Origin of the sequence: Streptomyces sp. NBC_00727 (assembly GCF_045161745.1) — a bacterium.
In the GTDB taxonomy this organism is placed as follows: domain Bacteria; phylum Actinomycetota; class Actinomycetes; order Streptomycetales; family Streptomycetaceae; genus Streptomyces.
Map to the genome: position 1 here is coordinate 506,288 of NZ_CP108981.1, position 25,571 is coordinate 531,858.

The following is a 25,571-nucleotide window of genomic DNA, read 5'->3' on the forward strand; positions in this document are numbered from 1 at the left end:
CGCCCCTATGCTGAGTTTGTGCCGCAACTAAACAAACTGCGGACGGCACTCCCGGGGGGACTTGGCGGCAACACCGCCCCGCTCCCGCCGGCCCGTCTCCGTACCGCGCTGACCGTGTTCTTCGCCCTCGACGGTTTCCTCTTCGCCGGCTGGGTGGTCCGCATCCCGGCCATCAAGCACCAGACCGGCGCCTCGGCCTCCACCCTCGGCCTCGCACTCCTCGGCGTCTCCGCCGGCGCCGTGATCACCATGATGCTCACCGGCCGGCTCTGCCACCGGTTCGGCAGCCACGCGGTGACCGTCGTCTGCGGTGTCCTCCTCTCCCTCAGCATCGCGCTGCCCGCCCAGACGCACTCGGCCCTGTCGCTGGGGCTCGTGCTTCTGGTCTTCGGCGCCGCGTACGGCGGGATGAACGTGGCGGCGAACAGCGCGGCGGTGGACCTGGTCACCGCGCTGCGCCGCCCCGTGATGCCCAGCTTCCACGCCGCGTTCAGCCTCGGCGGGATGATCGGCGCGGGCCTCGGCGGGCTCGTCGCGGGCGGCCTTTCACCCGCCACTCACCTCTTCTTCCTGACCGGAATCGGACTGGTCGTCACCGCCGCCGCCGGGCCGGAACTTCTGCGGCACCCCGCCCCCGAGGCGCCCAAGGAGGCGGACGCTCCGTCCGCCGGCAAGCCCGCCCAGCGGCTGTCCGGGCGGGCGCGCAAGGTGGTGCTGCTGTTCGGCGTGATCGCGCTCTGCACCGCGTACGGCGAAGGCGCGCTGGCCGACTGGGGCGCCCTGCACCTGGAGCAGGACCTGCACGCCCGGCCCGGGGTGGCCGCCGCCGGATACTCGCTGTTCGCGCTGGCGATGACGGCCGGCCGGCTCAGCGGCACCCTCCTCCTCGAACGGCTCGGCCAGACCCGCACGCTGGTGGCGGGCGGCGCGACGGCGGCCGCCGGGATGCTCCTGGGTTCGCTCGCCCCGACGGCCTGGCTGGCGCTGCTCGGCTTCGCGGTGACCGGGCTCGGGCTCGCCAACATCTTCCCGGTGGCGGTCGGCCGGGCCGGCGAGCTGGCCGGTCCCGGCGGAGTCGCCGCGGCCTCGACGCTCGGGTACGGCGGCATGCTGCTCGGGCCGCCCGCGATCGGCTTCCTGGCCGACTGGTTCTCGCTGCCGGTGGCCCTGACCACCGTGGCGGTGCTGGCCGGCGCGGCGGCGGCCCTGGGGTACAGGGCCCGCAAGGTGGCGCACACCTGAGCGGATGAGTAGCGGTACTCAGGCAGGAACGATTCCCCCCGCGCACGATGGAGACACAGCCATCGACGGGGAGCACACCATGAACATGCCGGCCATGAACCAGCAGACGATCCGCACGCTCGCACGGCTCACCTTCGGGAACGCCGCGTCGCTGCTCTACCTGGGTGCGGTCGCCGTGGTCACCGTGTTCGTCACCGTGGACACCCTGCTGGTCACCCACGACGACGCCTCGTTCGCAGGTGTGTGGCTGTTCCTGCTGGCGGCGCCGACCGTGTTCCTGTTCCTGCTCGGCGGCTCGCTCGCGGGCGCGGAGTCCTTCGGCCCGGCCTGGTTCATGTACCTGGCGCTGACGGTGTCCGTGCTGGTGCAGTCGCTGGCGCTGGGCTGGTTCGTCCGGCTCGTACGCGGCGGTGCCCGCCGGACCCGCGCGGCCCACCCCCAGGGTGCCTGACCGGCTGGCACAATCCGGCCATGAAGATCACGGAACACATAGAGACCCTGGCCGCCGAGGGCCGCCTCCTCGCCGACGCGGCCGACACGGCCGGGACCGGGGCGCCGGTGCCCACCTGTCCCGGCTGGCAAGTACGCGATCTGCTCAGGCACACCGCGATGGTGCACGCCTGGGCCGCCGCCTTCGTACGCGAGGGCCACACCTCGTACGTCCCCGACAGCGGGGAGCCGGAGCTGGACGGTGCGGAACTGGTGGCCCACTTCCGGGAGGGACACCGGCTTCTGGTGGAGGCGCTGGAGAACGCTCCGCGGGACCTGCAGTGCTGGTCGTTCCTCCCCGCTTCCTCGCCGCTCGCCTTCTGGGCCCGCCGCCAGGTCCACGAGACGACGATCCACCGGGTGGACGCCGAGTCCGCGCGCGGCGGCGCCCTCTCGCCCGTCGCCGTCGACCACGCCCTGGACGGCATCGACGAACTGCTGCGCGGAATGCACGCCCGCCCCAAGAGCCGCGTGCGCACCGAGACCCCGCGCACGCTGCGGGTCCGGGCCACGGACGCGGGCACCGTGTGGACCGTACGGCTGTCCGCCGAGCCGCCGTCGGCGGTGCGCGAGGAGGCGCCGGATCCGACGTCCGCCGTGGACTGCGAGCTGAGCGGCCCGGCCGAGACGCTCTACCTCACCCTGTGGAACCGGCTCCCGCTCACCGCCCTCACGGTGACGGGCGACGAGGAGCCGGCCCGGCTGTGGCGCGACAACTCCTCGATCACCTGGTCGTGACGCCCTGACCGTACGGCGGGGGCGCGGGCGTGCGGGCCGGGCCCGCCCCGCGCCCCCGCCGTACGTCCGCCGTCGTCAGCCGCGCCGGCCCAACAGGCCGACTGTGCGGGCCAGCTCCGTGACGGCATGGCGGAAGAAGACCTCGCGCGCCTCCACCACCCGGTTGAACTGGCCGAACACCTCGAAGGAGACCAGCCCGAACAGCTGGGACCAGGCCGCGACGAGCGGGGCGGCCACCGCCGGGGCCAGACCGGGGGCGATGTCGGCGGCGAGCCGTTCAGCCTCCGGGCGCAGCTCGTCGGGGAGCGGCGGGAGCGCCAGGCCCTCGTCGCGGTGGGCCTCCTCGACGATGGCGATGAGCACCATGCCGACGCGCGCGGCGGGGCCGACGGTGTCCTGCGGTGCCGTGTAGCCGGGCACGGGCGAACCGTAGATGAGCGCGTACTCGTGGGGGTGGGCCAGAGCCCAGTCGCGTACGGCGCAGGCGACGGCCACCCAGCGGGCCAGCCCCGTGGAGGGGGCGCCGGGGGCTTGGGCGGCGGTGCGGTGGGCCCGCTCGGCCGCCTCCCCGACCGCGTCGTACGCGTCGACGATCAGGGCAGTCAGCAGGTCGTCGCGGCTGGGGAAGTAGCGGTAGAGGGCCGAGGAGACCATGCCCAGCTCGCGCGCGACGGCGCGCAGCGACAGCTTCGCCGCGCCCTCGGCGGCGAGCTGTTTCCTCGCCTCGTCCTTGATGGCGGCGGTGACCTCGATGCGGGCCCGTTCCCTGGCTCCCCGGATAGCGCTCATGAGGCTCAGTCTGCCACGCGGGCAGAGCAGCGACCAATAATGAGAGCAGTGCTCTTGCTTTTGAACACCGCTTCCGTGCACACTGATCTCAAGCGAGAGCACTGCTCTCGGAAACGCTCTCTCCACCGTGGGGGTCACACCATGTCGCAGACGCAGCCGTACTACCTGCAGGGCAGCCCGCTCAACGTCCGCTTCAACAGCCTCGTCGGCTGGCTCGCGCGGCACGGGATCAGCCTGCTCGGCTCGCAGGAGCTGTCGGTGCGGGGCCGCAAGAGCGGCAAGATGCAGCGGGTCCCGGTCAACCCCCACACCTACGAGGGCGCCCGCTACCTGGTCTCCGCCCGCGGCCACTCGCAGTGGGTGCGCAACATGCGGGCGGCGGGCGGCGGGGAGTTGCGGACCGGCCGCAGGACGCGGAACTTCACGGCCGTGGAGATCGCGGACGACGCGCACAAGGCGGCCGTCATCCGCGCGTACCTGGAGCGCTGGGGCTGGGAGGTCAACCAGTACTTCCAGGGCATCACAGCGAAGTCCACGGACACCGAGCTCCTGGCGGCCTGCCCCGACCACCCCGTCTTCCTGATCAGCGAAAAGGGCTGACACACCGGACGGTGCGCCAGCCCCCGGAAATCCCGCCTTCTAACGGTCCATCGCCGAGAGTGCCCGCTGGGCCAGCGGGTGCGAACGGACCAGTTCGGCCAGCGAGGTCGTGCCGCGGGTGATGCCCGCGAAGGCGTTCCACGCGGGGCGGAAGCCCGTCAGCACGGCGTGCAGCAGACCCGGGCGCCGCTCGAAGAGCTTCAGCATGCGCCGGCCCACGCTCATCTCGACGCCGAGCCCGGCCTTGACGGCGAAGGCGTAGTTGAGCGCCTGGCGGCGGGCGTCCACCGCGTCGTGCGCCTCGGCGACGCGCACCGCCCACTCACCGGCGAGCCGACCCGAGCGCAGCGCGAAGGAGATGCCCTCGCGGGTCCACGGCTCCAGCAGGCCCGCGGCGTCCCCGCACACCAGCACCCGGCCGCGCGAGAGCGGCGAGTCCTCGGTGCGGCAGCGCGTCAGATGGCCGGAGGAGATCGTCGGCTCGAACCCGGCGAGACCGAGCCGCGCGACGAAGTCCTCCAGATACCGCTTGGTCCCGGCGCCGTCACCGCGCGCGGAGATCACGCCGACCGTCAGGGTGTCGCCCTTGGGGAAGACCCAGCCGTAACTGCCGGGCATCGGGCCCCAGTCGATGAGGACCCGGCCCGCCCAGTCCTCCGCGACGGTGGGCGGGACCGGGATCTCCGACTCCAGGCCGAGGTCGACCTGGTCGAGCTTGACCCCGACATGTGCTCCTATCCGCCCGGCACTGCCGTCGGCGCCCACCACCGCGCGGGCGAGGACGGTCTCGCCGCCGGACAGCACCACGGCGACCGTGCGCCGGTCGGGCACCGCGGCGCCGTGCTGCTCCACCCGGGAGACGGTCGCCCCGGTGCGCAGTTCGGCACCGGCCTTCTGCGCCTGCTCGACGAGCCCCGCGTCGAACTCGGGGCGGTTGATGAGCCCGAAGAGCATCCGTTTGGAGCGGCGGGTGCGCGCCAGCCTGCCGTTGAGCGAGAAGGTGACCGCGTGGATCCGGTCCTTCAGCGGCAGTTCGAACCCGGGCGGCAGCGCGTCGCGCGAAAATCCGATGATGCCGCCGCCGCACGTTTTGTAACGGGGCAGCTCCGCCTTCTCCAGGAGCAGTACCTTGCGGCCGGCGACAGCCGCCGCGTATGCCGCGGAGGCTCCCGCCGGTCCGGCGCCGACTACGACGACGTCCCACACGGACGACTCTTCGTGCTCATGTCCGGCGTCTGCGTTCTCGCTGCTCACGATGTGCTTCTGCTCCCGATCCGACCAGTGGCCCAAGCTGCTCACGGCATCCTACGGCGCGTTGTGGCCGAGATCCGCTGTGGGAGGATCGGCCGAGTCTCCGACGTACCCGCGACGCCGCACTCCAGGCGGGCGAGTACCAGGAAACGTACACATAACGTCGCACCTACCAGGAGCGTGCCCCATGACCGGCCATCCGATTTCCGAGACCGTCGCCTCGCTGATGCCCCGCGCCAAGGCGGAGCTGACCGAGCTGGTGGCCTTCCAGTCGGTGGCGGATCCCGCGGTCTTCCCGAAGAGCGAGTGCGAGGCCGCCGCCGAGTGGGTCGCCGCCGCGCTGCGTACCGAAGGCTTCCAGGACGTCGAACTGCTCGACACCCCGGACGGCTCCCAGTCCGTCTACGGTCTCCTGCCGGGCCCGGAGGGCGCTCCGACCGTACTGCTCTACGCGCACTACGACGTGCAGCCGCCGCTCGACGAGTCGGCGTGGCTCTCCCCGCCGTTCGCGCTGACGGAGCGTGACGGCCGCTGGTTCGGCCGGGGCACGGCCGACTGCAAGGGCGGCTTCATCATGCATCTGCTCGCGCTGCGCGCCCTCAAGGCGGACGGCGGGGTGCCCGTCTCGGTCAAGGTGATCGTGGAGGGTTCGGAGGAGCAGGGCACCGGTGGTCTGGAGCGGTACGCCGAGGCGCACCCCGGACTGCTGGCGGCCGACACCATCGTGATCGGTGACACCGGCAACTTCCGGGTGGGGCTGCCGACCGTGACCTCGACGCTGCGCGGCATGACGATGCTGCGGGTCCAGCTGGACACGCTGGAGGGCAACCTGCACTCCGGGCAGTTCGGCGGTGCCGCGCCCGACGCGCTCGCCGCGATGATCCAGTTGCTCGCCTCGCTGCGCGCCGAGGACGGTTCGACGACCGTCGACGGCCTGGCCGCGGACACGGCGTGGGACGGTCTGCAGTACCCGGAGGAGGAGTTCCGCAAGGACGCCAAGGTCCTCGACGGGGTCGGGCTCATCGGCACCGGCACGGTCGCCGACCGGATCTGGGCGCGGCCCGCCGTCACCGTGATCGGCATCGACTGCCCGGCCGTGGTCGGCGCGACGCCCTCCGTGCAGGCGAGCGCCCGGGCCCAGATCAGCCTGCGGGTGCCGCCGGGGCAGAACGCGGAGGAGGCGACGAAGCTGCTCACCGCCCACCTGCTGGCGCACGCCCCGTGGGGCGCGAAGGTGTCCGTCGAGCAGGTCGGGCAGGGGCAGCCGTTCCGCGCGGACATCGCGAGCCCGGCGTACGCCGCGATGGCCGACGCCATGCGGGTCGCGTACCCGGGCCAGGAGATGCAGTCCTCGGGCATGGGCGGCTCGATCCCGCTCTGCAACACGCTGGCCGAGCTGTACCCGGACGCGGAGATCCTGCTGATCGGGCTGAGCGAGCCGGAGGCCCAGATCCACGCGGTGAACGAGAGCGTCTCGCCCGAGGAGCTGGAACGGCTGTCGGTGACCGAGGCGCTGTTCCTGCGCAACTACGCGGCGTCCAAGGCGGTCTGAGTCCGCACGGGGACCGGGCTACGCGTTGGGCGAAGCTCGCCGAGAACGTAGATCCATGCGGTGGCCGGGCGGCTCGCCGTACGTTCGCCGCATGGATCTCGTCGAAGTGCTTCCGCAACTGCACATGTTCCGCTTCCCGACCGGCCAGGCGTACCTCTGGCGCGACGGGACGGAGCTGACCCTGATCGACGCGGGCGACGTGAACGCGGCGTCCGCCATCGAGGAGGCGGTGCGCGGCCTCGGCCACGACCCCGCCGACATCGCCCGGATCGTCATCACCCACGGCCATCGGGACCACTACGGCGCCGCTCAGGAGCTGGCCGGCCGCCATGGTGCGGAGATCCTCGCGCACCGGCTGGACGCGCCGGTGATCCGGGGCGAGGAGGAGGTCGGGGAGCCGGTGCTCCTGGACTGGGAACGCCCGCTGTACGAGCACGCGCTGACCGTGCCTCCGGCGCCCCCGACCCGGGCCGACACCGAGCTGTCCGACGGTGTGACCCTGCCGTTCGGGGGCGGGGCCCGGGTGGTCCACTCCCCCGGGCACACACCGGGCTCCATCGGTGTGCATCTGCCCCGGCACGGCGTCCTGTTCACGGGCGACTGCGTGGCCGGGGTGGGCCAGGTGATGCCGGGCGTCTTCAACGTCGACCGCGAGCAGGCCGTGGCCTCGTTCCGGCGGCTGGCCGCCCTGGAACCGGCCACGGTCTGCTTCGGTCACGGCGCCCCCCTCACCGAGGACGCCGCCGCGGTGCTGCGGGCCTCAGCCGACGGGGACGCCGGCCTCCAGGTTGAGCACGGCTGACCGTTCCCGGGCCCGCAGCGCCCAGCAGAGCCGCTCGAAGCGGGTGGGCGGCAGCAGGGCGGCCGCCTCCGCCTCGGTGACGAACCGCCAGCCGCGCAGTTCGGAGCCGGGGAGGAGCAGCCGCTCGGCGTCCGCCCGGGGCAGCAGACCGCCGTCGAACAGCAGCCGCAGCCCTCCGTACCCGGGCGGGTCGGGCGCCTCCCAGTCGATGACGAGGAGCTTGGGCACCCGTTCGAGCCGGATGCCGATCTCCTCGGCCACTTCCCGGATGCCGGCCTGTGCGGGCGCCTCGCCGGCCTCCACCACCCCGCCGGGGAACTCCCAGCCGGGCTTGTAGGTGGGGTCGACGAGCAGGAACCTGTCGTGCTCGTCGAAGAGCAGCACCCCGGCGGCGACGGTCTCCGCAGTCGGCTCGGGTGTCTGGACGATCTCGCAGGCCGGGGCGGCCCCGGTGCGTACGGCCTCCGCGATGCGCTCGGCCGTCTCGCGCGGGGTGAGCGCGCTGTTGTCGACGGTGTGGGCGTCCCCGGTGATCCAGCCGAGGGCCGAGCGGTACGGTTCGATGCGGTCGTACGCCCAGTCGCCCGTCGGGTCCACGTCGTCCCCGTCGCCGGGGAACTCCGCCCGGTGGGCGATGCGCTCACGCAGGATCGTTTCCTCAGGTGAGAGCAGTACATGGCGCACCGGTATGCGCCGGGCGGCGAGGCCGCCGAATATCTCGTCGCGGTACTCCTGTCGCAGCAGTGTCATCGGCACCACCAGCACCCCGCCGAGCTCGGCGAGCAGCGCGGCGGCGGTGTCCACCACGAGGCGCCGCCAGATCGGCAGGTCCTGGAAGTCGGTCACCTCGGCGAGCTTCTTCTGGGGCAGCAGGTTCCGCAGCCCCGTCCCGGTGAGTTCCGGGTCGTACAAGGTGCTGTTCGGGATCAGATCGATCAGTTCACGCGCGGCGCTGGTCTTGCCGGCGCCGAACGCACCGTTGATCCAGACGATCACGGTTCCCCCTCTTCCGTAGCAGCCCCCTGTGGCTTGCCCGCAACACCCTGCCGCGGAAACCCGCCCGGGGCGACGCGTTGCGCGTACGGGAGTGAGGGCGGCCACGATCCGGCTACGGCGTATCGCCCCGCCAGTCCCACTTGTCCGGCTCGTCCGCGCGCGGCCCGTACTCGGCGCGGCCGCCGGGGCCGTAGGCGCCGATCTCGGTGACCAGGGCGGAGCCGTCCGCGAGGGCCACCGGCGTCCATCCCGTCACGTCGAGCAGCAGGCCGTCGAGCGGTCCGCCCACCAGTTCGCGGTACTCGCGCCCCGGCCGGGGACCCGGGTCGGGGTCGTCGTGGTCGGCGCCGTACACCCGCCGTCGCATGATCTCGTCCATGCGAGCAGGATCGCACCCGCCACTGACATCGGCGGGTGGGCGCGAACCGCGGCGGGTCACCGGCCGGAGGCCTCGGTCAGGGGACCGCGTCACCCCTTGCCGGCCCCCAGCGTGAGACCGGCGATGAAGTGCCGTTGCAGCAGCAGGAACACGATGAGGGTCGGCAGGGCGACGATCACCGAGCCGGCGGCAAGCAGGTTGTAGTCGGTGAAGAACTGACCGCGCAGGTTGTTCAGCGCGGAGGTGATCGGCAGTTTGTCGCCGTCGGAGATGAAGACCAGCGCCCAGAGGAAGTCGTTGTACATCCAGGTGAACTGGAGCGTGCCCAGCGCGGCGAGCGCGGGGCGGCACAGCGGCAGGGTGATCCGCCAGAACTGCGTCCACACACCGGCCCCGTCCACCACTGCCGCCTCCAGGATCTCCTTGGGGAGGGTGCGCATGAAGTTGGCCAGGACGAAGACGCAGAAGCCGAGCTGGAATCCGATCTGCACCAGGACGACGGCCCAGTAGGAGTCGAACATCGTCATCGAGTCGGACATCCAGTAGGGCAGCGGGATCCGGTTGAAGACGATGTACAGCGGGGTCACGATCACCTGCTGCGGGAGCAGGTTGCCGGCCGTGAAGAGCATCAGCAGGACCAGCCCGCCGCGCATCTTCAGCCGGGCCAGCGCGAAGGCCACGAACGAGGCGAGGAAGAGGGTGACCAGCACCCCCGGGATCGCGATGATCATGGTGTTGACGAAGTACTTCGTCATGCCGGAGTCGGTGAACGCCTGCCGGTAGTAGTCCAGGGAGAGATGGCGCGGCAGCGAGAAGTAGCCGTGCTCCGAGGTCTCGTCGTACGGCCGCAGGGACGCGTACACCGCGAGCAGCAGCGGGGCGAGGAAGGCCAGCGAGACCGCCATCAGGAAGGCGTGCACGCCGAGCCTTCCCGGGCGGAGCCGGCGGCGGGCCGTGGCGGGGGCGGCGGGCGCCGGGCGTACGGGGGTGGCCTGCGTGGTGGTCATCGGTCTTTCTCCCCTCGGAGCTCCTGGACCAGGTACGTCACCACGAATCCGAGGGAGACGGTCAGCAGGACGACGGCGATGGCGGAGCCGAAGCCGATCCGGCTGGCCTCGCCGATGATGTTGTCGGTGACGAGCACGGAGAGCAGTTCGAGGCCGTTGCGGCCGTGGTTGACCGCGTAGACGATGTCGAAGGCGCGCAGCGACTCGATGACGGTGATGACGCCGACGATGACGTTGACCGGCCTCAGGGTCGGGAAGACGACGCGGAAGAAGGTCTGCGCCTCGCTCGCCCCGTCGATCGCGGCCGCCTCCTTGAGGGACGGGTCCACGGCCTTGAGTCCGGCGAGGTAGAGGATCATCACATAGCCGGTGTGGCGCCAGGCGGCGGCCAGCAGGATCATCCAGATGTTGAGGTCGGGATCGCCGAGCCAGTCGGTCGGCGAGTCCGTGTCGCCGAGCACGGCGTTGAGCGCGCCCTGGTCGCGGGAGAAGACGAGCTGGGCGATGAAGCCGACCACGGCGAGCGAGAGCACGACGGGCATGTACAGCGTGGACTGGTAGAAGCGGCTGAACCGCACACCCCGGTCGATCAGTACGGCGAGCAGCAGCCCGAACGGGGTGGCGACGAGGCCGAGGAAGGCGAGCCAGAGCAGGTTGTGCCGGGCGGCCGGCCAGAACTGCGGGTAGTTCGTGAAGAGGTTCACGTAGTTGCGCGTACCGACCCACTCGATGTCGCCGATCCCGTCCCAGCTGGTGAACGAGAGGGCGACGGAGGCCAGGGTCGGCCCCCAGACGATGGCGAGGTCGAGCAGGACGGGCAGGCCGAGCAGGGCGCCGAGCACGACGAGGTCGCGGCGGGTGTAGCGCCGCGAACCCCGTCGCCCGGTGCGCCGCCCCGAGATGAACGACACGGTGCGTACTCCCGGTTCAGTCCGAGGCGAAGATGGTCTTCTTCTGCCGTTCGATGTCGTTGACCAGGCCGTCCACGTCGTTCGGACTGCTGATGAACTTCTGGATCGCCGGGATCATCACCGTGGAGGAGAAGTCGGGGCGGGTGTCGCGGTCGAGGAACTGTGAGATCTGCTTGGCGCCCGAGACGAGTGCGACGGCCTTCTTCTGGATCGCGGAGTACCCGGAGGTGTCCGCCTCGTCGCTGACCGCGATGTTGTTGGGGTCGCTCTTGAGGTAGATGTCCTCGGCCTTGCCGGTGGCCAGCCACTTCAGCAGGTCCTTGGCGCTCTCCAGGGACTTCTTGTTCTTGAGGTTCTTGGACTTCTTGGCCAGCAGGAACCCGTCGATGGGTGCCTCGACGGCGTCCTGGCCGTGTTCGGGGTTGATCACGGGGAACGGGAAGAAGTCGAGGTCGGTCTGTTCGTCCTTGGGGAACTGCGCGCCGGGGTGCGGGAGGCCGAGGACGGTCATGCCCGCGTCGCGCTTCTGCAGGCTGGTGGCGGCCTCCTGCCAGGTGCGGCCGTTGGCGCCGGGCTGGCAGTACGGGAGCAGGCGCCGCCAGGTGTCGAAGGCCTCCCGGACGCGTTTGTCCGTCCATGCCTCCTCGCCGGCCATGAGGCTCTTGTGGAATTCGTATCCGTTACAGCGCATGTTGATGTAGTCGAAGGTGCCCATGGCGGGCCAGCCGTCCTTGTCGCAGAACGCGATGGGGTCGAGCTTGTCCTTCTTCATCTGCTTGGCGAGCGCCACGTACTCGTCCAGCGTCTTCGGCACCTGATAGCCGCGCTCGGCGAACAGGCTCTTCCGGTGGAAGACGGCCCAGGGATAGTAGTAATACGGGGTGAGGTACTGCTTGCCGTCCTCGCCGGTGGACTGATCCTTGAGGGCGTCGGAGAATCCCGTGTAGTGCTGCCAGTTGTCGCTGATGTCGTGCAGCAGGCCCTTCTTCGCGAAGAACTGCATGCGGTTCCCGGCGAACCACATGAAGACGTCGTCGGGCTTGCCCTGGAGATAGCGGTTGATGTTCTCCTGGAAGGTGTTGTGGTCGACGGTGTTGACCTTCACCTTGCGGCCGTCCGACTGTCCGGCGTACGCCTTGAAAGCGTCGGCGAACGCCTTCTTGGGAATGGGGTCGGACGCATTCGATCCCAGGGTGATGGTCTTGCCGTCCCCGCCGGGACCGCCGCCGCACGCGGTGAGCAGGGCGGGGAGCGTGACCGCACCGGCACCGAGCGCCGCTCCCCGCAGCAGGCTCCGCCGGGACATCCGATGCCCCGCGACACTGCCGGGCAGATCCGTTCTGTCGTACGAGTGTGCCATGACCCCGCCCTCCGGAAGGCAACCGAACACAACCGAACGTGCGCTTGGATCTCACCCTCAACGTGGAGCGCAGTCAAGGGTTTTGACGAGATGTAGCCCTTCGAACGCCCGCCCTCTTCCAACAGACTTCAACACGCTCTAACGTAATCGCCCGCCTTGGCGTGCACATGTCGCCACATGATCCGGCACGAGTACGGAGGAACGTAACGATGCGTCACCTTCCAAGCCGTCCCAGCCGAGCGAGCCGCCGCAGAGTCCTCGGAGCCCTGACCGCAGCCCTGTTGTGCGCGGCGGGGGCCGTGGTTCCCGCCGCCGCACAGACGCCCGGTCCCGCACCGGCCGCCGGCGTCCGGGCAGCGAACGGACTCGCCCTCACCCCTCCCATGGGGTTCAACAACTGGAACTCCACGCATTGCCGCGCCGAGTTCAACGAGGCGATGGTCAAGGGAATCGCCGACATCCTCGTCGAGAAGGGACTGAAGGACGCCGGGTACGAGTACGTCAATCTGGACGACTGCTGGGCGGTGCCGCAGCGCGACGCGGAAGGAGAACTGGAAGCCGATCCGGTGCGCTTTCCGCACGGCATCAAGGCGGTCGCGGACTACGTCCACTCCAAGGGACTCAAACTCGGGATCTACACCAGTGCGGGCACCAGGACCTGCGACAGCGTGGGACTTCCCGGCGCGCTCGGCCACGAGTTCAGCGACGCGCAGCAGTTCGCCGACTGGGGCGTCGACTATCTCAAGTACGACAACTGCAACAACCAGGGCGTGGACGCCAGGAAGCGTTATACGACGATGCGGGACGCGCTCGCCGCGACCGGCCGGCCCATCGTCTACAGCATTTGCGAATGGGGCGAGAACAAGCCCTGGGAATGGGCCGCCGAACTGGGCAATCTCTGGCGCACCACGGGCGACATCAACGACAGCTGGGGCAGCATGCTGGCGATCATGAAGCAGAACCTCCCGCTGTCCGCCGCGGCCGGCCCCGGCCACTGGAACGACCCCGACATGCTGGAGGTCGGCAACGGCGGGATGACGGACACCGAGTACCGCACCCACTTCTCGATGTGGTCGGTGATGGCGGCGCCGCTGCTCATCGGGGCCGATCTGCGCACGGCCTCGCAGGAGACGTTCGGCATCCTCTCCAACGAGGAGGTCATCGCCGTCGACCAGGACCCGCTGGGCAGGCAGGGCGAGGTGCTCTCCTCCGAGGCCGGACGCTGGGTCGTCGCCAAGGAGATGCAGGACGGCAGCCGGGCGGTGGCGCTGTTCAACGAGACCGGCAGCGCCCAGCGGATCTCCACCACGGCCGCCGCGGTGGGGCTGCCGCATGCCTCCGGGTACACCGTGCGCGACCTGTGGGACCACACCACCCGCAACACGGCGGGCAGCCTCTCGGCGACCGTTCCCGCCCACGCCACCGTACTGCTGCGCGTCGCCGCCGACCGGCGCTGGGCCGCGCACCCCCCGGCCGTGGAACTCTCTCTGGAGGGCAGCCCGTTGGTCGAGGCGGGCCGCACGGCGTCGCTGACGACCGAGGTGACGGACCTGGGCCGCACGCCCGCCCTCACGGTGTCCGCCGAGCTCACCGGCCCGGCCGGCTGGCGGGTGGAGGCCGCTTCGGCGACGAGGACGGCGGCGCTGCCCACCGGCCGGACGCTGGCCACCCGCTGGCAGGTGACGGCGCCCGCGGGGACGGCCCCGGGCGGCTACGACCTGACGCTCACCGCCCGGTACCGCTCCCCCACCGGTGAACGGGTGCGGTCGTCCGTCCCGTTCCAGGCCCATGTGGTGGTGCCCGCGCCTGCGGGCGGCGGCTATCTGAGCGACCTGCCGCAGCTCGGCGCGTCCAACGGCTACGGGCCCGTCGAGAAGGACACCAGCAACGGGGAGAGCGCCGCGGGCGACGGCCACCCGCTGACCATCGGGGGCCAGGTGTACGCCAAGGGCCTCGGGGTCCACGCGGCGAGCAGCGTCGAGTTCTACGCGGGCGGCGCGTGCAGCAGCGTGACGGCACAGGTGGGCGTGGACGACGAGAAGGGGACCAAGGGCAGCGTGGCCTTCGAGATCTGGGCGGACGGCACGAAGGCCGCGTCCACGGGGGTCCTGACCAACGCGATGCCGCCGCAGCCGCTCTCGGCGGACGTGACCGGGGCGCAGGTCGTCCGCCTGGTGGTCACGGACGGCGGCGACGGTGTCGACTCGGACCACGCGGACTGGGGGGACCTCCGGATGACCTGCTGAGCCCGTCGGCCGGGGGGGCGCCGGGCGTCAGTGCGCCCGCGCCGGTACGCCCTCCCCCGCGCCCGTCCGCGCGGTGAGGGCGGCCGCCGCCGCGCCCACCAGGCCCGCGTCGTTGCCCATGACGGCGGGGACCACGGTCAACTGCTGGACGAAGGACAGGGTGGCGTACCGGCGGAGCGCCGTACGCAGCGGGGCGAACAGGAGGTCACCGGCACCGGCGACCCCGCCGCCGATCACCGCGATGTCGATCTCGACCAGGGTCGCCGTCGCGGCGATCCCCGCGGCCAGGGCCTGCGCGGCGCGCTCGAAGGAGGCCAGGGCGACCGGGTCGCCCGCCCGCGCGGCCGCCGCGACGCCCCTCGCGGACGCGTCCCCGTCGGGGCCGGGCCGCCAGCCCCGGTCCAGCGCACGGCGCGCGATGTTGGGGCCGCTCGCGATGCGCTCGACGCAGCCGCGCGCCCCGCACGGGCACAGGTCGCCGTCGAGGTCCACGCTGATGTGCCCGATGTGGCCGGCGTTCCCGCTGGGCCCGGGGTGCAGCGCGCCGCCGAGGACGAGTCCGCCGCCGACCCCCGTCGAGACGACCATGCACAGCGCGTTGTCGTGGCCGCGCGCGGCGCCGAGCCAGTGCTCCGCGGCGGTGATGGCGACGCCGTCGCCGACCAGCGTGACCGGGAGGCCGCCCGTGGCGTCGTTGACCCGCTCGACCAGCGGGAAGCCGCGCCAGCCGGGCACGTTGACCGGGCTGACCGTGCCTCCGGCGGCGTCCACCGGCCCGGCGCTGCCGATGCCGACGGCCGTCGCGTCGCTCCAGCGCGGCGACGCGGTCAGGTCTGCCAGGACGCCGCCGACCTCCTCCATGACGCGCTCGCCGCTCTCCCGCGCGGGCGTCGGGCGCTGCGCGCGGGCCACGAGGGTGCCGTCCCGGTCCACCAGCGCGCCTGCGATCTTGGTTCCCCCGATGTCCAGGGCGGCGACGAGGTCGGTATGCATCGGTGTGGCTCCGGGTGGTGAGGGGCGGGACCTGCGGCTCAGGTGAACAGTCTGCCTAGTCTCCATTCCCTTGACAACGTTGTCCAGGGCCTATGCTCGACGCCACACCCTCCGGGAGCCCGCGCGGCGGCAGCCGCGGCCCGCCGGGAACGCCCGCACCGACGACAGGACAGCGCACCGTGGCCGAGACCACCCGTCATCCCGAGCCCCGTTACGGCATCCGGCCGACCATGAAGGACGTGGCCGCCCGGGCCGGGGTGGGACTGAAGACGGTCTCGCGCGTGGTCAACAGCGAGCCGGGGGTCACCCCGGACACCGAGCGCCGGGTGCAGGAGGCCATCGAGGCGCTGGGCTTCCGCCGGAACGACAGCGCGCGCGTGCTGCGCAAGGGCAGGACCGCCTCCATCGGCCTGGTCCTGGAGGACCTCGCGGACCCCTTCTACGGGCCGCTGAGCCGCGCGGTGGAGGAGGTGGCCCGTGCGCACGGCGCCCTGCTCATCAACGGGTCGAGCGCGGAGGACCCGGAGCGCGAGCAGGAACTGGTCCTCGCCCTGTGCGCGCGCCGGGTGGACGGGCTGATCGTGATCCCGGCCGCCGACGACCACCGCTATCTGGAGCCGGAGATCAAGGCCGGGGTGGCGACCGTCTTCGTGGACCGCCCGGCCGGGCGGATCGAGGCGGACATGGTCCTGTCGGACAGCTTCGGCGGGGCGCACGAGGGCGTCACCCATCTCATCGCACACGGCCACCGGCGGATCGGCTTCATCGGTGACCAGCCGCGCATCCACACGGCGACCGAGCGTCTGCGCGGCTACCACACCGCGATGGCGGAGGCCGGGATAACCGTCGAGGACTCCTGGGTGTCGCTCGGCTCCACGGACGCCGGCCGGGTCCGCGCCGCCGCCGAGGCGATGCTCGGTGGCCCGGAGCCCGTGACGGCGCTGTTCTCCGGCAACAACCGGGTGACGGTGACCGCCGTGCGCGTACTGGCCGAACGGGAGCGGCCGGTCGCACTGGTCGGCTTCGACGACATCGAGCTGGCGGACCTGCTCGGTATCACCGTCATCTCCCAGGACGCGGCGGCGGTGGGCCGCACCGCCGCCGAGCACCTGTTCCGGCGCCTCGACGGTGCCAACCACACCCCGGCGCGCGTGGAGCTCCCGACCCGGCTGATCGCCCGCGGCTCGGGCGAGATCCCGCCGGCCTGAAGGACACGCCTCAGGGCGCGGTGACCGTCAGGGAGCCCCGCCGGGGCGAGGCGAAGGCGTCGAGGTCGGCGCGGGTCAGCCCGGTCAGCTTCGCCACCTCGTCGGTGTCCAGTGCGCCGCAGTCGATGCCGCGCAGCAGGTAGCCGCTGAGCGCCTTGGCGGTGGCCGGTTCGTCCATCACGTCGCCGCCGGCCTTGGACACGTACGCGGCGAGCCGGGCGGCTGCCTGCTCCAGGCCCTCGCGGTAGAACGTGTAGACGGCCGCGTACCGGGTCGGCAGGTGACCCGGGTGCATGTCCCAGCCCTGGTAGTAGGCGCGGGCCAGGGCGCGGCGCGTGAGGCCGTAGTGCAGCCGCCACGCCTCGTGGACCTGCCGGGTGGGCCCGACGGGCAGGACATTGGTGGAGCCGTCGGAGACGCGTACGCCGGTGCCGGCGGCGGCGACCTGCATGACGGCCTTCGCGTGGTCGGCGGCCGGGTGGTCGCTCGCCTGGTACGCGGCGCTGACACCGACGCAGGCGCTGTAGTCGAACGTTCCGTAGTGCAGACCGGTCGCCCGGCCCCGGGCCGCGTCGATCATGCGGGCCACGGCGGCGGTGCCGTCGGCGGCGAGGATGGACTGGCTGGTCTCGATCTGGATCTCGAAGCCGAGCCGCCCGGCCGGCAGCCCGTGCGCCTGCTCGAAGGCGTCGAGGAGCTGGACGAAGGCGGTGACCTGTTCGGGGTACGTCACCTTCGGCAGGGTGAGGACGAGCCCTTCGGGAAGCCCGCCCGCCCGCATCAGGCCGGTGAGAAAGACGTCCGTGGTCCGGATGCCCCGGTCCCGGACGGCGGCCTCCATGCACTTCATCCGGATGCCCATGTACGGCGCCGCCGTGCCGTTGGCGTACGCCTCCGAGACGAGCCGGGCCGCGCGGGCCGCCGCCTCGTCCTCCTCGGCGTCGGGGCGGGGCCCGTAGCCGTCCTCGAAGTCGATCCTGAGGTCCTCGACCGGCTCGCGCTCCAGCTTGGCGCGCACCCGGTCGTACACGGGGCCGGCCAGCTCGTCCGGGATCCCGAGGACCCCGGCGAGGGCCGATGCGTCGGGGGCGTGCTCGTCGAGCGCCTTCAGCGCCTCGTCGCCCCAGGTGCGCAGGGTGCCGGCCTTGAAGGTGTCGCCCGGTACGTAGACCGTGTGCACGGGCTGGCGGGTGCCGGGGTCGCCCGGGTACCGGCGGGCGAGTTCGGCGTCCACCGCCGCGAGGGACGCGCTGATCCCGTCGCTGACCGCTCCGGCGAGGCTCGTCGCCACCTTCTCCTGCTGACCCATCGTCCGCACCCTCCAGACTCTGACTGTTTCCGCTTCCCGGAAACAACAATCCGTATAGTGAAGTTATAAGGCCGCCGCATCCGAGTCAACGGTGCCCGGAAACGCCACGGGGCCGCACGGTGCGTTCACCGTGCGGCCCCGGGCCGTTGCGCGTGCCTGCTGTCCGAGGATCAGCCCTTGCGGGTGTTGATCTCCTCGGTGAGCTGGGGGACGACGTCGAAGAGGTCGCCGACGACGCCGTAGTCGACGAGGTCGAAGATCGGGGCCTCGGAGTCCTTGTTGACCGCGACGATCGTCTTCGAGGTCTGCATCCCGGCCCGGTGCTGGATCGCACCCGAGATACCCGAGGCGATGTACAGCTGCGGCGAGACGGACTTGCCGGTCTGGCCGACCTGGTTGGTGTGCGGGTACCAGCCCGCGTCCACCGCCGCACGGGAGGCGCCCACCGCGGCACCCAGCGAGTCCGCGAGCGCCTCGATGACCGCGAAGTTCTCCGCACCGTTGACACCACGGCCACCGGAGACCACGATCGCCGCCTCCGTCAGCTCCGGACGCCCCGTCGACTCACGCGGGGTGCGGGAGAGCACCTTGGTGCCGGTGGCCTGCGCCGAGAAGGAGACCGCGAGGGTCTCGACGGCACCGGCGGCCGCGGCCGCCTCGACCGGGGCGGAGTTCGGCTTGACCGTGATGACCGGGACACCCTTGGAAACACGGGACTTGGTGGTGTACGAGGCGGCGAACGCGGACTGCGTGGCGACCGGGCCCTGGTCGCCGGCTTCCAGGTCGACGGCGTCGGTGATGATGCCGGAGCCGATCCGGACCGCGAGGCGGGCCGCGATCTCCTTGGCCTCCGCGGAGGAGGACAGCAGCACGGCGGCCGGGGACACAGCGTCGAAGGCGGCCTGGAGGGCGTCCACCTTCGGCACCACGAGGTAGTCGGCGAACTCGGGGGCATCGGCGGTCAGCACCTTGACCGCGCCGTGCTCGGCAAGCGCGCCTACGGTGTCCGCGGCGCCGTTGCCCAGGGCGACGGCGATGGGCTCGCCGATGCGGCGGGCAAGCGTCAGCAGCTCCAGGGTGGGCTTGCGGACGGCACCGTCCACGTGGTCGACATAGACGAGAACTTCAGCCATGGGACTTCAATCTCCTGCGTGTGCGAAGTAGGCGGGGGTGATGAGGGGGCGCCGGGGCTCAGATGAACTTCTGGCCGGCCAGGAACTCGGCCAGCTGCTTGCCGCCCTCGCCCTCGTCCTTCACGATCGTTCCCGCGGTGCGGGCCGGACGCTCGGTCGCGGAGTCGACCGCGGTCCAGGCACCCGCCAGACCCACCTCGTCGGCGTCGATACCCAGATCGTCCAGGTCCAGGGACTTCACCGGCTTCTTCTTCGCCGCCATGATCCCCTTGAACGACGGATACCGGGCCTCACCGGACTGGTCGGTCACCGACACGACCGCCGGGAGCGACGCCTCCAGCTCCTCCGACGCACTGTCCCCGTCACGACGCCCACGCACGACACCGCCCTCGACGGACACCTGCGACAGCAGCGTCACCTGCGGCACACCCAGCCGCTCCGCGAGCAGCGCCGGAACCACACCCATCGTCCCGTCCGTCGACGCCATCCCCGAAACAACCAGGTCGTACCCGGTCTCCTCGATCGCCTTCGCCAGCACCAACGACGTGCCCAGCGCGTCCGTGCCGTGCAGATCGTCGTCCTCGACGTGAACAGCCTTGTCCGCACCCATCGACAACGCCTTGCGCAACGCGTCCTTGGCATCCTCCGGACCCACCGTCAACACGGTGACCTCCGCATCATCAGCCGCCTCCGCGATCTGCAACGCCTGCTCGACCGCATACTCGTCCAGCTCCGACAGCAGACCGTCGACATCCTCACGGTCCAACGTCAGGTCATCGGCGAAATGCCGGTCACCGGTCGCGTCGGGCACGTACTTCACACAGACAACGATCCTCAAGCTCACGCCGGCTCTCCTACTGCATCGTCATTTCCGGGCTGCCTTGTTGCACGCAGCATAGGCGCCTGATGGGGCGTTTTCCGGTCGAGGCGACCGACGCCTCCGACCGTCATATTACTCGCCAGTACATCGAGTGGGTGGCCAATGAGCAAGCGCTTTGCACTGTGATCTGCCCAACGCGCGACGCCCGGGAACCACCCGGTTCGCCTCAGTCTCGCAGAGCCGTGAATCGGCCCTGGTGATAGACCAGTGGCCGGCCGCCGCCCGCCGGGTCGCCCTCGACCACCTGCGCGATCACGATGCGGTGGTCCCCCGCCGGGACCCGGGCCACGACCCGGCAGACCAGCCAGGCGAGCACGCCGTCGAGCAGCGGAACGCCTTCCGGGCCGCTGCGCCAAAAGGTGGACGGGCCGAACCGGTCGGCGCCGCTGCGGGCGAAGGTGGCGGCCAGCTCCTGCTGGTGCTCGCCGAGTATGTGCACGCCGACATGCTCGGCCGTGGCGATCACCGGCCAGCTGGAGGACGACGTACCGACGCCGAAGGAGATGAGGGGCGGCTCAGCGGCCACGGAGTTGAGCGAGGTGGCGGTGAAGCCGACGGGGCGCTCGCCGGCGGCGGTGATCACGGCGACTCCGGCGGCGTGCTGCCGGAACACCGAACGCAGGAGGTCCGGGGACGCGGTGCGCGGGGTGCCGAGGCCGGGTGCTGCCGTCATGGAGATGTCCTTCTGGGCGTCGGGGGTGCGGGGTCGTGGATGCTCAGGCATCCGGACAGCACGCGCCGGCGGTGCGGGCGAGGTCGATGTACGCCCGGCCATGGAGAAGGGGATCTGACGGCATAGCGTCAGACTGACGATGCTTGGTGCTTGCGGTCAAGGGCGTCCCACCAGGTGGGAGAAGCATCACGGCCCGTCACATCGCCTGCCCGAGTGCGGCGACGACGTCGACGGTCCGGGGCTGCCCGACGGCCCGACGGACGATCCGGCCCCCGGCGTCGAGGACCAGCACGGTCGGGGTGCGGCTGATATCGAGGGCCCGTACGAGCGCGAGGTGCGACTCCGCGTCGATCTCCACATGAGCGACCCCGTCGACCATCGCGGCCACCTCCGCGAGGGTACGGCGCGTCGCCCGGCAGGGCTGGCAGAATGCGCTGGAGAACTGCACGAGCGTGGCCCGCTCCCCCAGTTCCGCGCCGAGTCCTGCCGGGTCCAGCCTCTCCGTACGCGCCTGCCCGTCCACTGCCGTCCTCCTGTCAGAGCTCTACGCAGAGGGTCAGCGCCCGCTGCGGCGCGGGCATTCCCGGCCGCCCTACGTGACGAGAATCTCGCGGCCCGGGGCTGCCGGGACTGGCCACCGCGTCACCGCATGGGGCACGATCGCCCCAATGCCGAAAACCTACGGCTGCGTAACTTCCGCCGGGAGAACCTCCGCGGGCGCTGAAGAAAGGGTCTTCCCCAGATGGCAGAACTCGTCTATCGGCCGGTCATCGGCGCCGCTCGCACGTTTTTCAAGGCGCTCGACCTGAAGATCGACACTCAGGGTTCGGAGCACATCCCGAAGACCGGTGGCGCTGTTCTGGTCAGCAACCACATCAGTTATCTGGACTTCATCTTCAGCGGGCTCGCGGCACTGCCGCAGAAGCGGCTGGTCCGTTTCATGGCCAAGGAATCCGTATTCCGGCACAAGGTCTCCGGGCCGCTGATGCGCGGCATGAAGCACATTCCCGTCGACCGCAAACAGGGCGAGGACGCGTACGCGCACGCGCTGGAGTCGCTGCGGTCCGGGGAGATCGTCGGGGTGTTCCCCGAGGCGACGATCTCGGAGTCCTTCACGCTCAAGAGCTTCAAGTCGGGTGCGGCGCGCCTGGCGCAGGAGGCCGGGGTGCCGCTGGTCCCGATGGCGCTGTGGGGCACGCAGCGGCTGTGGACCAAGGGCCGGCCGCGCAGCTTCAAGCGCAGTCACACCCCGATCACCATCCGCGTCGGCGAGCCCGTGGAGGCCCCCACCGACCAGTACGCGGGCGCCATCACGCGCCGGCTGCGCGAGCGGGTACAGGAGCTGCTCGAAGCCGCCCAGCGGGCCTATCCGGTCCGGCCGAAGGACGCCAGTGACACGTGGTGGGTCCCCGCCCACCTGGGCGGTACGGCTCCGACGCCGGCCGAGGTGCGCGAGCGCGGCTGAAACATCACGCCGGGGGTGCGGACGGTACCGTCCGCACCCCCGGCGCTGTTCCTGGTGGCCGTCAGGCCGCGGCCATCTCCTCCTTGAGCGCGAGGAGGAACGCGTCGACGTCCTCCTCCGTGGTGTCGAACGCGCACATCCAGCGCACGTCGCCGGCCTGCTCGTCCCAGAAGTAGAAGCGGAAGCGCTTCTGCAGCCGTTCGCTCACCGCGTGCGGGAGCCGCGCGAAGACGGCGTTGGCCTGCACGGGATAGAGGATCTCCACACCGCCGACTCCGCGCACGCCCTCCGCGAGCCGCTGGGCCATGGCGTTGGCGTGCCGGGCGTTGCGCAGCCAGAGGTCGCCCGCGAGCAGCGCCTCCAGCTGCACGGAGACGAAGCGCATCTTGGACGCGAGCTGCATGGACAGCTTGCGCAGGTGCTTCATCGCCCGGACCGCGTCGGGGTTCAGGACCACGACCGCCTCGCCGAAGACGGCGCCGTTCTTCGTGCCGCCGAAGGACAGCACGTCGACGCCGACGGCGTTGGTGAACGTACGCATGGGCACGTCCAGGGACGCGGACGCGTTGGCTATGCGGGCTCCGTCGAGGTGGACCGTCATGCCGTGCCCGTGGGCGTGTTCGCAGATCGCGCGGATCTCGTCGGGCGTGTAGACGGTGCCCAGTTCCGTGTTCTGCGTGATCGAGACGACCTGCGGCATGGCGCGGTGCTCGTCGTCCCAGCCGTACGCCTGCCGGTCGATGAGCTCCGGCGTGAGCTTGCCGTCCTCGGTGGGGACGGTGAGCAGCTTGAGGCCGCCGACCCGCTCGGGCGCGCCGCCCTCGTCCACGTTGATGTGGGCGGACTCGGCGCAGATGACCGCGCCCCAGCGGTCGGTCATGGCCTGGAGCGACACCACGTTGGCGCCGGTGCCGTTGAAGACCGGGAATGCCTCCGCGGTGGGGCCGAAGTGGCTGTGCATCACGCGCTGGAGATGGCCCGTGTAGTCGTCCTCGCCATAGGCGATCTGGTGACCGCCGTTGGCGAGGGCGAGCGCGGCGAGGATCTCCGGGTGCGTTCCCGCGTAGTTGTCACTGGCGAAACCGCGTACCTGCGGGTCGTGGTGGCGACGCGCGTCGGTCCTTACGGTTGCGGGGTCAGCCACAGGCGCTTTCCGTTCACTTCCGGGGCGGGCCGGTCCCAGACGCCGACGATGGCATCGGCCAGGTCCCCGACGTCGGTGAAGCCCGCGAACTTCGCATTCGGGCGCTCGGCGCGCATCGCGTCGTGCACCAGTGCCTTCACGACCAGGATCGCAGCCGCGCTGCGCGGGCCGTCCTCGCCCCCCGCCTTCCGGAAGGAGTCGGCGAGCGCGAGGGTCCACGCCTCGGCCGCGGCCTTGGCCGCGGCGTAGGCGGCGTTGCCCGCGGTGGGCTTGCTCGCGCCCGCGGCGCTGGTCAGCAGGTAGCGCCCGCGGTCGCTGCGCAGCAGGCAGTCGTGGAAGGCGAGCGAGGTGTTCTGCACCGTACGGATCAGCAGCTTCTCCAGCAGCGTCCAGTCGGCGGGGTCGGTCTCGGCGAAGTTCGCGCTGCCGCGCCAGCCGCCCACAAGGTGGACGACGCCGTCGACTCGGCCGAATTCCTTCTCCGTCTTGGCCGCCCATTCCCGGGTGGCGCCCAGGTCGAGGAGGTCGACGGTGTCGCCGGTGACGGTCGCGCCGCCGTGGGCGTAGCGCGCCGCGTCGACGGCTTCGGCGAGGCGGGTGGGGTGGGAGTCCGACGCGACGACGACCGCGCCCGCCTCGGCGAGCCGGAGCAGCGTGGCCCGGCCGGCCGGTCCTGCGGCTCCCGCGACGGCGACGACGGCGCCCTCGAGCGCGCCGCTCGCGTCGCCCGTGCTTGTTCCGTTCATGGCCTCCGCCTCCTTGTGACCTGTGCTCACGCGGCAGCCTTCCCCGCGTCCGAGGCGGTGATGCCCTTGGTGGAGGCGATCACGTGCTTCAGCTTCTTGGAGAGGGCCTCATAGAACATGCTCAGGGGAAACTCGTCCGGAAGCACGTCGTCCACGAGTTTCCGCGGCGGCTGGGAGAGATCCAGCGCGTCCGGGCCCTTGGCCCAGCGGGAGCCGGGGTGCGGGGCGAGGTAGGTGGAGACCAGGTCGTACGCGGCGAACCAGTGGACGATCTTGGGGCGGTCGATGCCGTCGCGGTAGAGCTTCTCGATCTCGCCGCAGAGCTGGTTGGTGACCTGCGGGGCCCGCTCCCAGTCGATCCGCAGCTTGTTGTCGGTCCAGCGGACGACGTCGTGCTTGTGGAGGTACGCGAAGAGGAGCTGGCCGCCGAGGCCGTCGTAGTTGCGGACGCGCTCGCCGGTGACCGGGAAGCGGAACATCCGGTCGAAGAGCACGGCGTACTGGACGTCGCGGCCGTGGGCGTTGCCCTCGGCCTCCAGCTTCACGGCCTCCTTGAAGGCGGTGAGGTCGCAGCGCAGCTCCTCCAGGCCGTACATCCAGAACGGCTGGCGCTGCTTGATCATGAAGGGGTCGAACGGCAGGTCACCGTGGCTGTGGGTGCGGTCGTGGACCATGTCCCAGAGCACGAATGCCTGCTCGCAGCGCTGCTGGTCGCCGATCATCGCGCGGATGTCGTCGGGCAGGTCCACGCCGAGGAGCTCGACGGACGCCTCGGTGACGCGGCGGAAGCGGGCGGCCTCGCGGTCGCAGAAGATGCCGCCCCAGCTGAACCGCTCGGGGGCCTCGCGGACGGCGATGGTCTCCGGGAAGAGGACCGCGGAGTTGGTGTCGTAGCCGGAGGTGAAGTCCTCGAAGGTGATGCCGCAGAAGAGCGGGTTGTCGTAGCGGGTGGCCTCCAGTTCGGCGAGCCACTCGGGCCAGACCATCCGCAGCACGACCGCTTCGAGGTTGCGGTCGGGGTTGCCGTTCTGGGTGTACATCGCGAAGACGACCAGGTGCTGGAGCCCGTCGGCGCGGCCCTTGGCCGGCTGGAAGGCCAGCAGGGAGTCCAGGAAGTCGGGGACGTCGAAGCCACCGCCCACCCAGCCGCGCAGGTCCTTGACGAGGGCCCGGTGGTACGCGGCGTCGTGCGGCAGCAGCGGGGAGAGCTGCTCGACTGCGGCGATCACCCGTCCCACGGCGGCCTCGGCGAAGGCCGGGGCAGGTGCGCCCTCGGCGTCGAAGTCGATGGAGCCGTCCTTCGACTGCCAGGGACGGATCTCCTCCACGGCATTCTTGAGCGCGGGCCAGGCCGGGTGCTCGATCACCCGCGCGGCAGCAGCTATGTCGCCGGATTCGGCGTCGTGCACAAGAATTTCCGTCATCACACTTCCTCCACGGGAGAACCTCGCGTCCGACCACCGTATCCACGCGCGAGTCCCCGGGACAAGTGGGGTTGTGAAAATTATCCTGCCGACACCCCATGGTCACCGCTGTTTTTCCTGTTGCATGCCGACTCAGCGGCTTCTTCGGCGGGTGTCGGACGCGCTGCGCGAGCGGTCCCGCCCTTCCTCGGCCCCGCGTGCGCGGGCCACTAGGCTGCCGATCGCGGTCATAGC

General features: G+C 71.1%; 26 protein-coding genes. 9 read left to right on the forward strand and 17 right to left on the reverse strand.

Annotated elements, in window-relative coordinates; genetic code table 11:
* Positions 1-18 precede the first annotated feature (18 nt).
* The 3 genes from OG242_RS02240 (at position 19) to OG242_RS02250 (ending at position 2,469) form a co-directional block, all read left to right on the forward strand.
* On the forward strand, positions 19-1,242 hold the full coding sequence (locus tag OG242_RS02240; protein WP_405896524.1) for an MFS transporter: 1,224 nt from the start codon (positions 19-21) through the stop codon (positions 1,240-1,242).
* A gap of 79 nt (positions 1,243-1,321) precedes the next feature.
* Positions 1,322-1,693, forward strand: coding sequence for an SCO4225 family membrane protein (locus OG242_RS02245; protein ID WP_405896525.1), 372 nt, complete (start codon positions 1,322-1,324; stop codon positions 1,691-1,693).
* Positions 1,694-1,713: 20 nt separating this feature from the next.
* The gene (locus OG242_RS02250; protein ID WP_405896526.1) at positions 1,714-2,469 is read left to right on the forward strand and encodes a maleylpyruvate isomerase family mycothiol-dependent enzyme; all 756 of its coding nucleotides are present in this window, start codon (positions 1,714-1,716) and stop codon (positions 2,467-2,469) included.
* 75 nt (positions 2,470-2,544) lie between these two features.
* On the opposite strand, the gene OG242_RS02255 is transcribed toward OG242_RS02250, so the two are convergent.
* Positions 2,545-3,258, reverse strand: a complete 714-nt coding sequence (locus OG242_RS02255; RefSeq protein ID WP_405896527.1) for a TetR/AcrR family transcriptional regulator — start codon at positions 3,256-3,258, stop codon at positions 2,545-2,547.
* Positions 3,259-3,399: 141 nt separating this feature from the next.
* Between OG242_RS02255 and OG242_RS02260 the strand changes: the two genes are divergently transcribed.
* Complete coding sequence (locus OG242_RS02260) at positions 3,400-3,858, forward strand: nitroreductase family deazaflavin-dependent oxidoreductase (protein WP_405896528.1); 459 nt, start codon at positions 3,400-3,402, stop codon at positions 3,856-3,858.
* A gap of 39 nt (positions 3,859-3,897) precedes the next feature.
* Here the strand turns inward: OG242_RS02260 and OG242_RS02265 are convergent, their stop codons facing one another.
* Positions 3,898-5,112 carry a geranylgeranyl reductase family protein gene (locus tag OG242_RS02265; RefSeq protein WP_405896529.1) on the reverse strand — a complete coding sequence of 405 codons (1,215 nt, stop codon included), beginning with the start codon at positions 5,110-5,112 and terminating at the stop codon, positions 3,898-3,900.
* A gap of 184 nt (positions 5,113-5,296) precedes the next feature.
* Here OG242_RS02265 and OG242_RS02270 point away from each other — a divergent pair, with 184 nt between their 5' ends.
* Together OG242_RS02270 and OG242_RS02275 are read left to right on the forward strand one after the other, a co-directional pair.
* Complete coding sequence (locus tag OG242_RS02270) at positions 5,297-6,661, forward strand: dipeptidase (protein WP_405896530.1); 1,365 nt, start codon at positions 5,297-5,299, stop codon at positions 6,659-6,661.
* A gap of 91 nt (positions 6,662-6,752) precedes the next feature.
* Positions 6,753-7,463: an MBL fold metallo-hydrolase gene (locus tag OG242_RS02275; RefSeq protein ID WP_405896531.1), complete on the forward strand. Its 711-nt coding sequence runs from the start codon at positions 6,753-6,755 to the stop codon at positions 7,461-7,463.
* On the opposite strand, the gene OG242_RS02280 is transcribed toward OG242_RS02275, so the two are convergent.
* From OG242_RS02280 to OG242_RS02300, 5 genes are all read right to left on the reverse strand, one after another.
* Positions 7,422-8,459 (reverse strand): NUDIX domain-containing protein, encoded by a 1,038-nt coding sequence (locus OG242_RS02280; protein ID WP_405896532.1) that lies wholly within the window; start codon positions 8,457-8,459, stop codon positions 7,422-7,424. The genes OG242_RS02275 and OG242_RS02280 overlap by 42 nt on opposite strands.
* Positions 8,460-8,571: 112 nt before the next feature.
* Entirely contained in the window at positions 8,572-8,838 is a 267-nt protein-coding gene (locus tag OG242_RS02285) for a hypothetical protein (RefSeq protein ID WP_136202328.1), read from the reverse strand.
* Positions 8,839-8,927: 89 nt separating this feature from the next.
* Entirely contained in the window at positions 8,928-9,845 is a 918-nt protein-coding gene (locus OG242_RS02290; protein ID WP_405896533.1) for a carbohydrate ABC transporter permease, read from the reverse strand.
* The gene (locus OG242_RS02295; protein ID WP_405896534.1) at positions 9,842-10,756 is read right to left on the reverse strand and encodes a carbohydrate ABC transporter permease; all 915 of its coding nucleotides are present in this window, start codon (positions 10,754-10,756) and stop codon (positions 9,842-9,844) included. Before OG242_RS02295 ends, OG242_RS02290 begins: the two co-directional genes overlap by 4 nt.
* Before the next feature lie 16 nt (positions 10,757-10,772).
* Complete coding sequence (locus tag OG242_RS02300) at positions 10,773-12,062, reverse strand: ABC transporter substrate-binding protein (protein WP_405901481.1); 1,290 nt, start codon at positions 12,060-12,062, stop codon at positions 10,773-10,775.
* Between the two features lie 263 nt (positions 12,063-12,325).
* Here OG242_RS02300 and OG242_RS02305 point away from each other — a divergent pair, with 263 nt between their 5' ends.
* Positions 12,326-14,362 carry an NPCBM/NEW2 domain-containing protein gene (locus OG242_RS02305; RefSeq protein WP_405896535.1) on the forward strand — a complete coding sequence of 679 codons (2,037 nt, stop codon included), beginning with the start codon at positions 12,326-12,328 and terminating at the stop codon, positions 14,360-14,362.
* 27 nt (positions 14,363-14,389) lie between these two features.
* Here OG242_RS02305 and OG242_RS02310 read toward each other — a convergent pair whose 3' ends face one another.
* The gene (locus OG242_RS02310; protein ID WP_405896536.1) at positions 14,390-15,355 is read right to left on the reverse strand and encodes an ROK family protein; all 966 of its coding nucleotides are present in this window, start codon (positions 15,353-15,355) and stop codon (positions 14,390-14,392) included.
* Between the two features lie 179 nt (positions 15,356-15,534).
* On the opposite strand from OG242_RS02310, the gene OG242_RS02315 reads away from it, so the two are divergent.
* A complete protein-coding gene (locus tag OG242_RS02315; RefSeq protein ID WP_405896537.1) occupies positions 15,535-16,563 on the forward strand; it encodes a LacI family DNA-binding transcriptional regulator in 1,029 nt (342 codons plus the stop codon).
* A gap of 10 nt (positions 16,564-16,573) precedes the next feature.
* On the opposite strand, the gene OG242_RS02320 is transcribed toward OG242_RS02315, so the two are convergent.
* The 6 genes from OG242_RS02320 to OG242_RS02345 all read right to left on the reverse strand — a co-directional run bounded on the left by OG242_RS02320 (position 16,574) and on the right by OG242_RS02345 (position 21,081).
* Positions 16,574-17,872 (reverse strand): DUF6986 family protein, encoded by a 1,299-nt coding sequence (locus tag OG242_RS02320; protein WP_405896538.1) that lies wholly within the window; start codon positions 17,870-17,872, stop codon positions 16,574-16,576.
* A 170-nt stretch (positions 17,873-18,042) separates the two neighbouring features.
* Positions 18,043-19,005, reverse strand: a complete 963-nt coding sequence (locus OG242_RS02325; RefSeq protein ID WP_405896539.1) for an electron transfer flavoprotein subunit alpha/FixB family protein — start codon at positions 19,003-19,005, stop codon at positions 18,043-18,045.
* A gap of 58 nt (positions 19,006-19,063) precedes the next feature.
* Positions 19,064-19,849: an electron transfer flavoprotein subunit beta/FixA family protein gene (locus OG242_RS02330; protein WP_405896540.1), complete on the reverse strand. Its 786-nt coding sequence runs from the start codon at positions 19,847-19,849 to the stop codon at positions 19,064-19,066.
* A 202-nt stretch (positions 19,850-20,051) separates the two neighbouring features.
* Positions 20,052-20,558, reverse strand: coding sequence for a flavin reductase family protein (locus OG242_RS02335; protein WP_405896541.1), 507 nt, complete (start codon positions 20,556-20,558; stop codon positions 20,052-20,054).
* Positions 20,559-20,601: 43 nt separating this feature from the next.
* Positions 20,602-20,745, reverse strand: a complete 144-nt coding sequence (locus OG242_RS02340; RefSeq protein ID WP_405901482.1) for a putative leader peptide — start codon at positions 20,743-20,745, stop codon at positions 20,602-20,604.
* 9 nt (positions 20,746-20,754) lie between these two features.
* Entirely contained in the window at positions 20,755-21,081 is a 327-nt protein-coding gene (locus OG242_RS02345) for a TlpA family protein disulfide reductase (RefSeq protein WP_405896542.1), read from the reverse strand.
* A gap of 219 nt (positions 21,082-21,300) precedes the next feature.
* Here OG242_RS02345 and OG242_RS02350 point away from each other — a divergent pair, with 219 nt between their 5' ends.
* On the forward strand, positions 21,301-22,023 hold the full coding sequence (locus tag OG242_RS02350; protein WP_405896543.1) for a lysophospholipid acyltransferase family protein: 723 nt from the start codon (positions 21,301-21,303) through the stop codon (positions 22,021-22,023).
* A 61-nt stretch (positions 22,024-22,084) separates the two neighbouring features.
* On the opposite strand, the gene OG242_RS02355 is transcribed toward OG242_RS02350, so the two are convergent.
* The 3 genes from OG242_RS02355 to OG242_RS02365 are packed head-to-tail and all read right to left on the reverse strand — an operon-like array spanning position 22,085 to position 25,337.
* Entirely contained in the window at positions 22,085-23,167 is a 1,083-nt protein-coding gene (locus tag OG242_RS02355; RefSeq protein WP_405896544.1) for a threonine aldolase family protein, read from the reverse strand.
* On the reverse strand, positions 23,146-23,913 hold the full coding sequence (locus OG242_RS02360; RefSeq protein WP_405896545.1) for an SDR family NAD(P)-dependent oxidoreductase: 768 nt from the start codon (positions 23,911-23,913) through the stop codon (positions 23,146-23,148). Before OG242_RS02360 ends, OG242_RS02355 begins: the two co-directional genes overlap by 22 nt.
* Positions 23,914-23,939: 26 nt before the next feature.
* Positions 23,940-25,337: a DUF6421 family protein gene (locus tag OG242_RS02365; protein WP_405896546.1), complete on the reverse strand. Its 1,398-nt coding sequence runs from the start codon at positions 25,335-25,337 to the stop codon at positions 23,940-23,942.
* Positions 25,338-25,571: the final 234 nt, after the last annotated feature.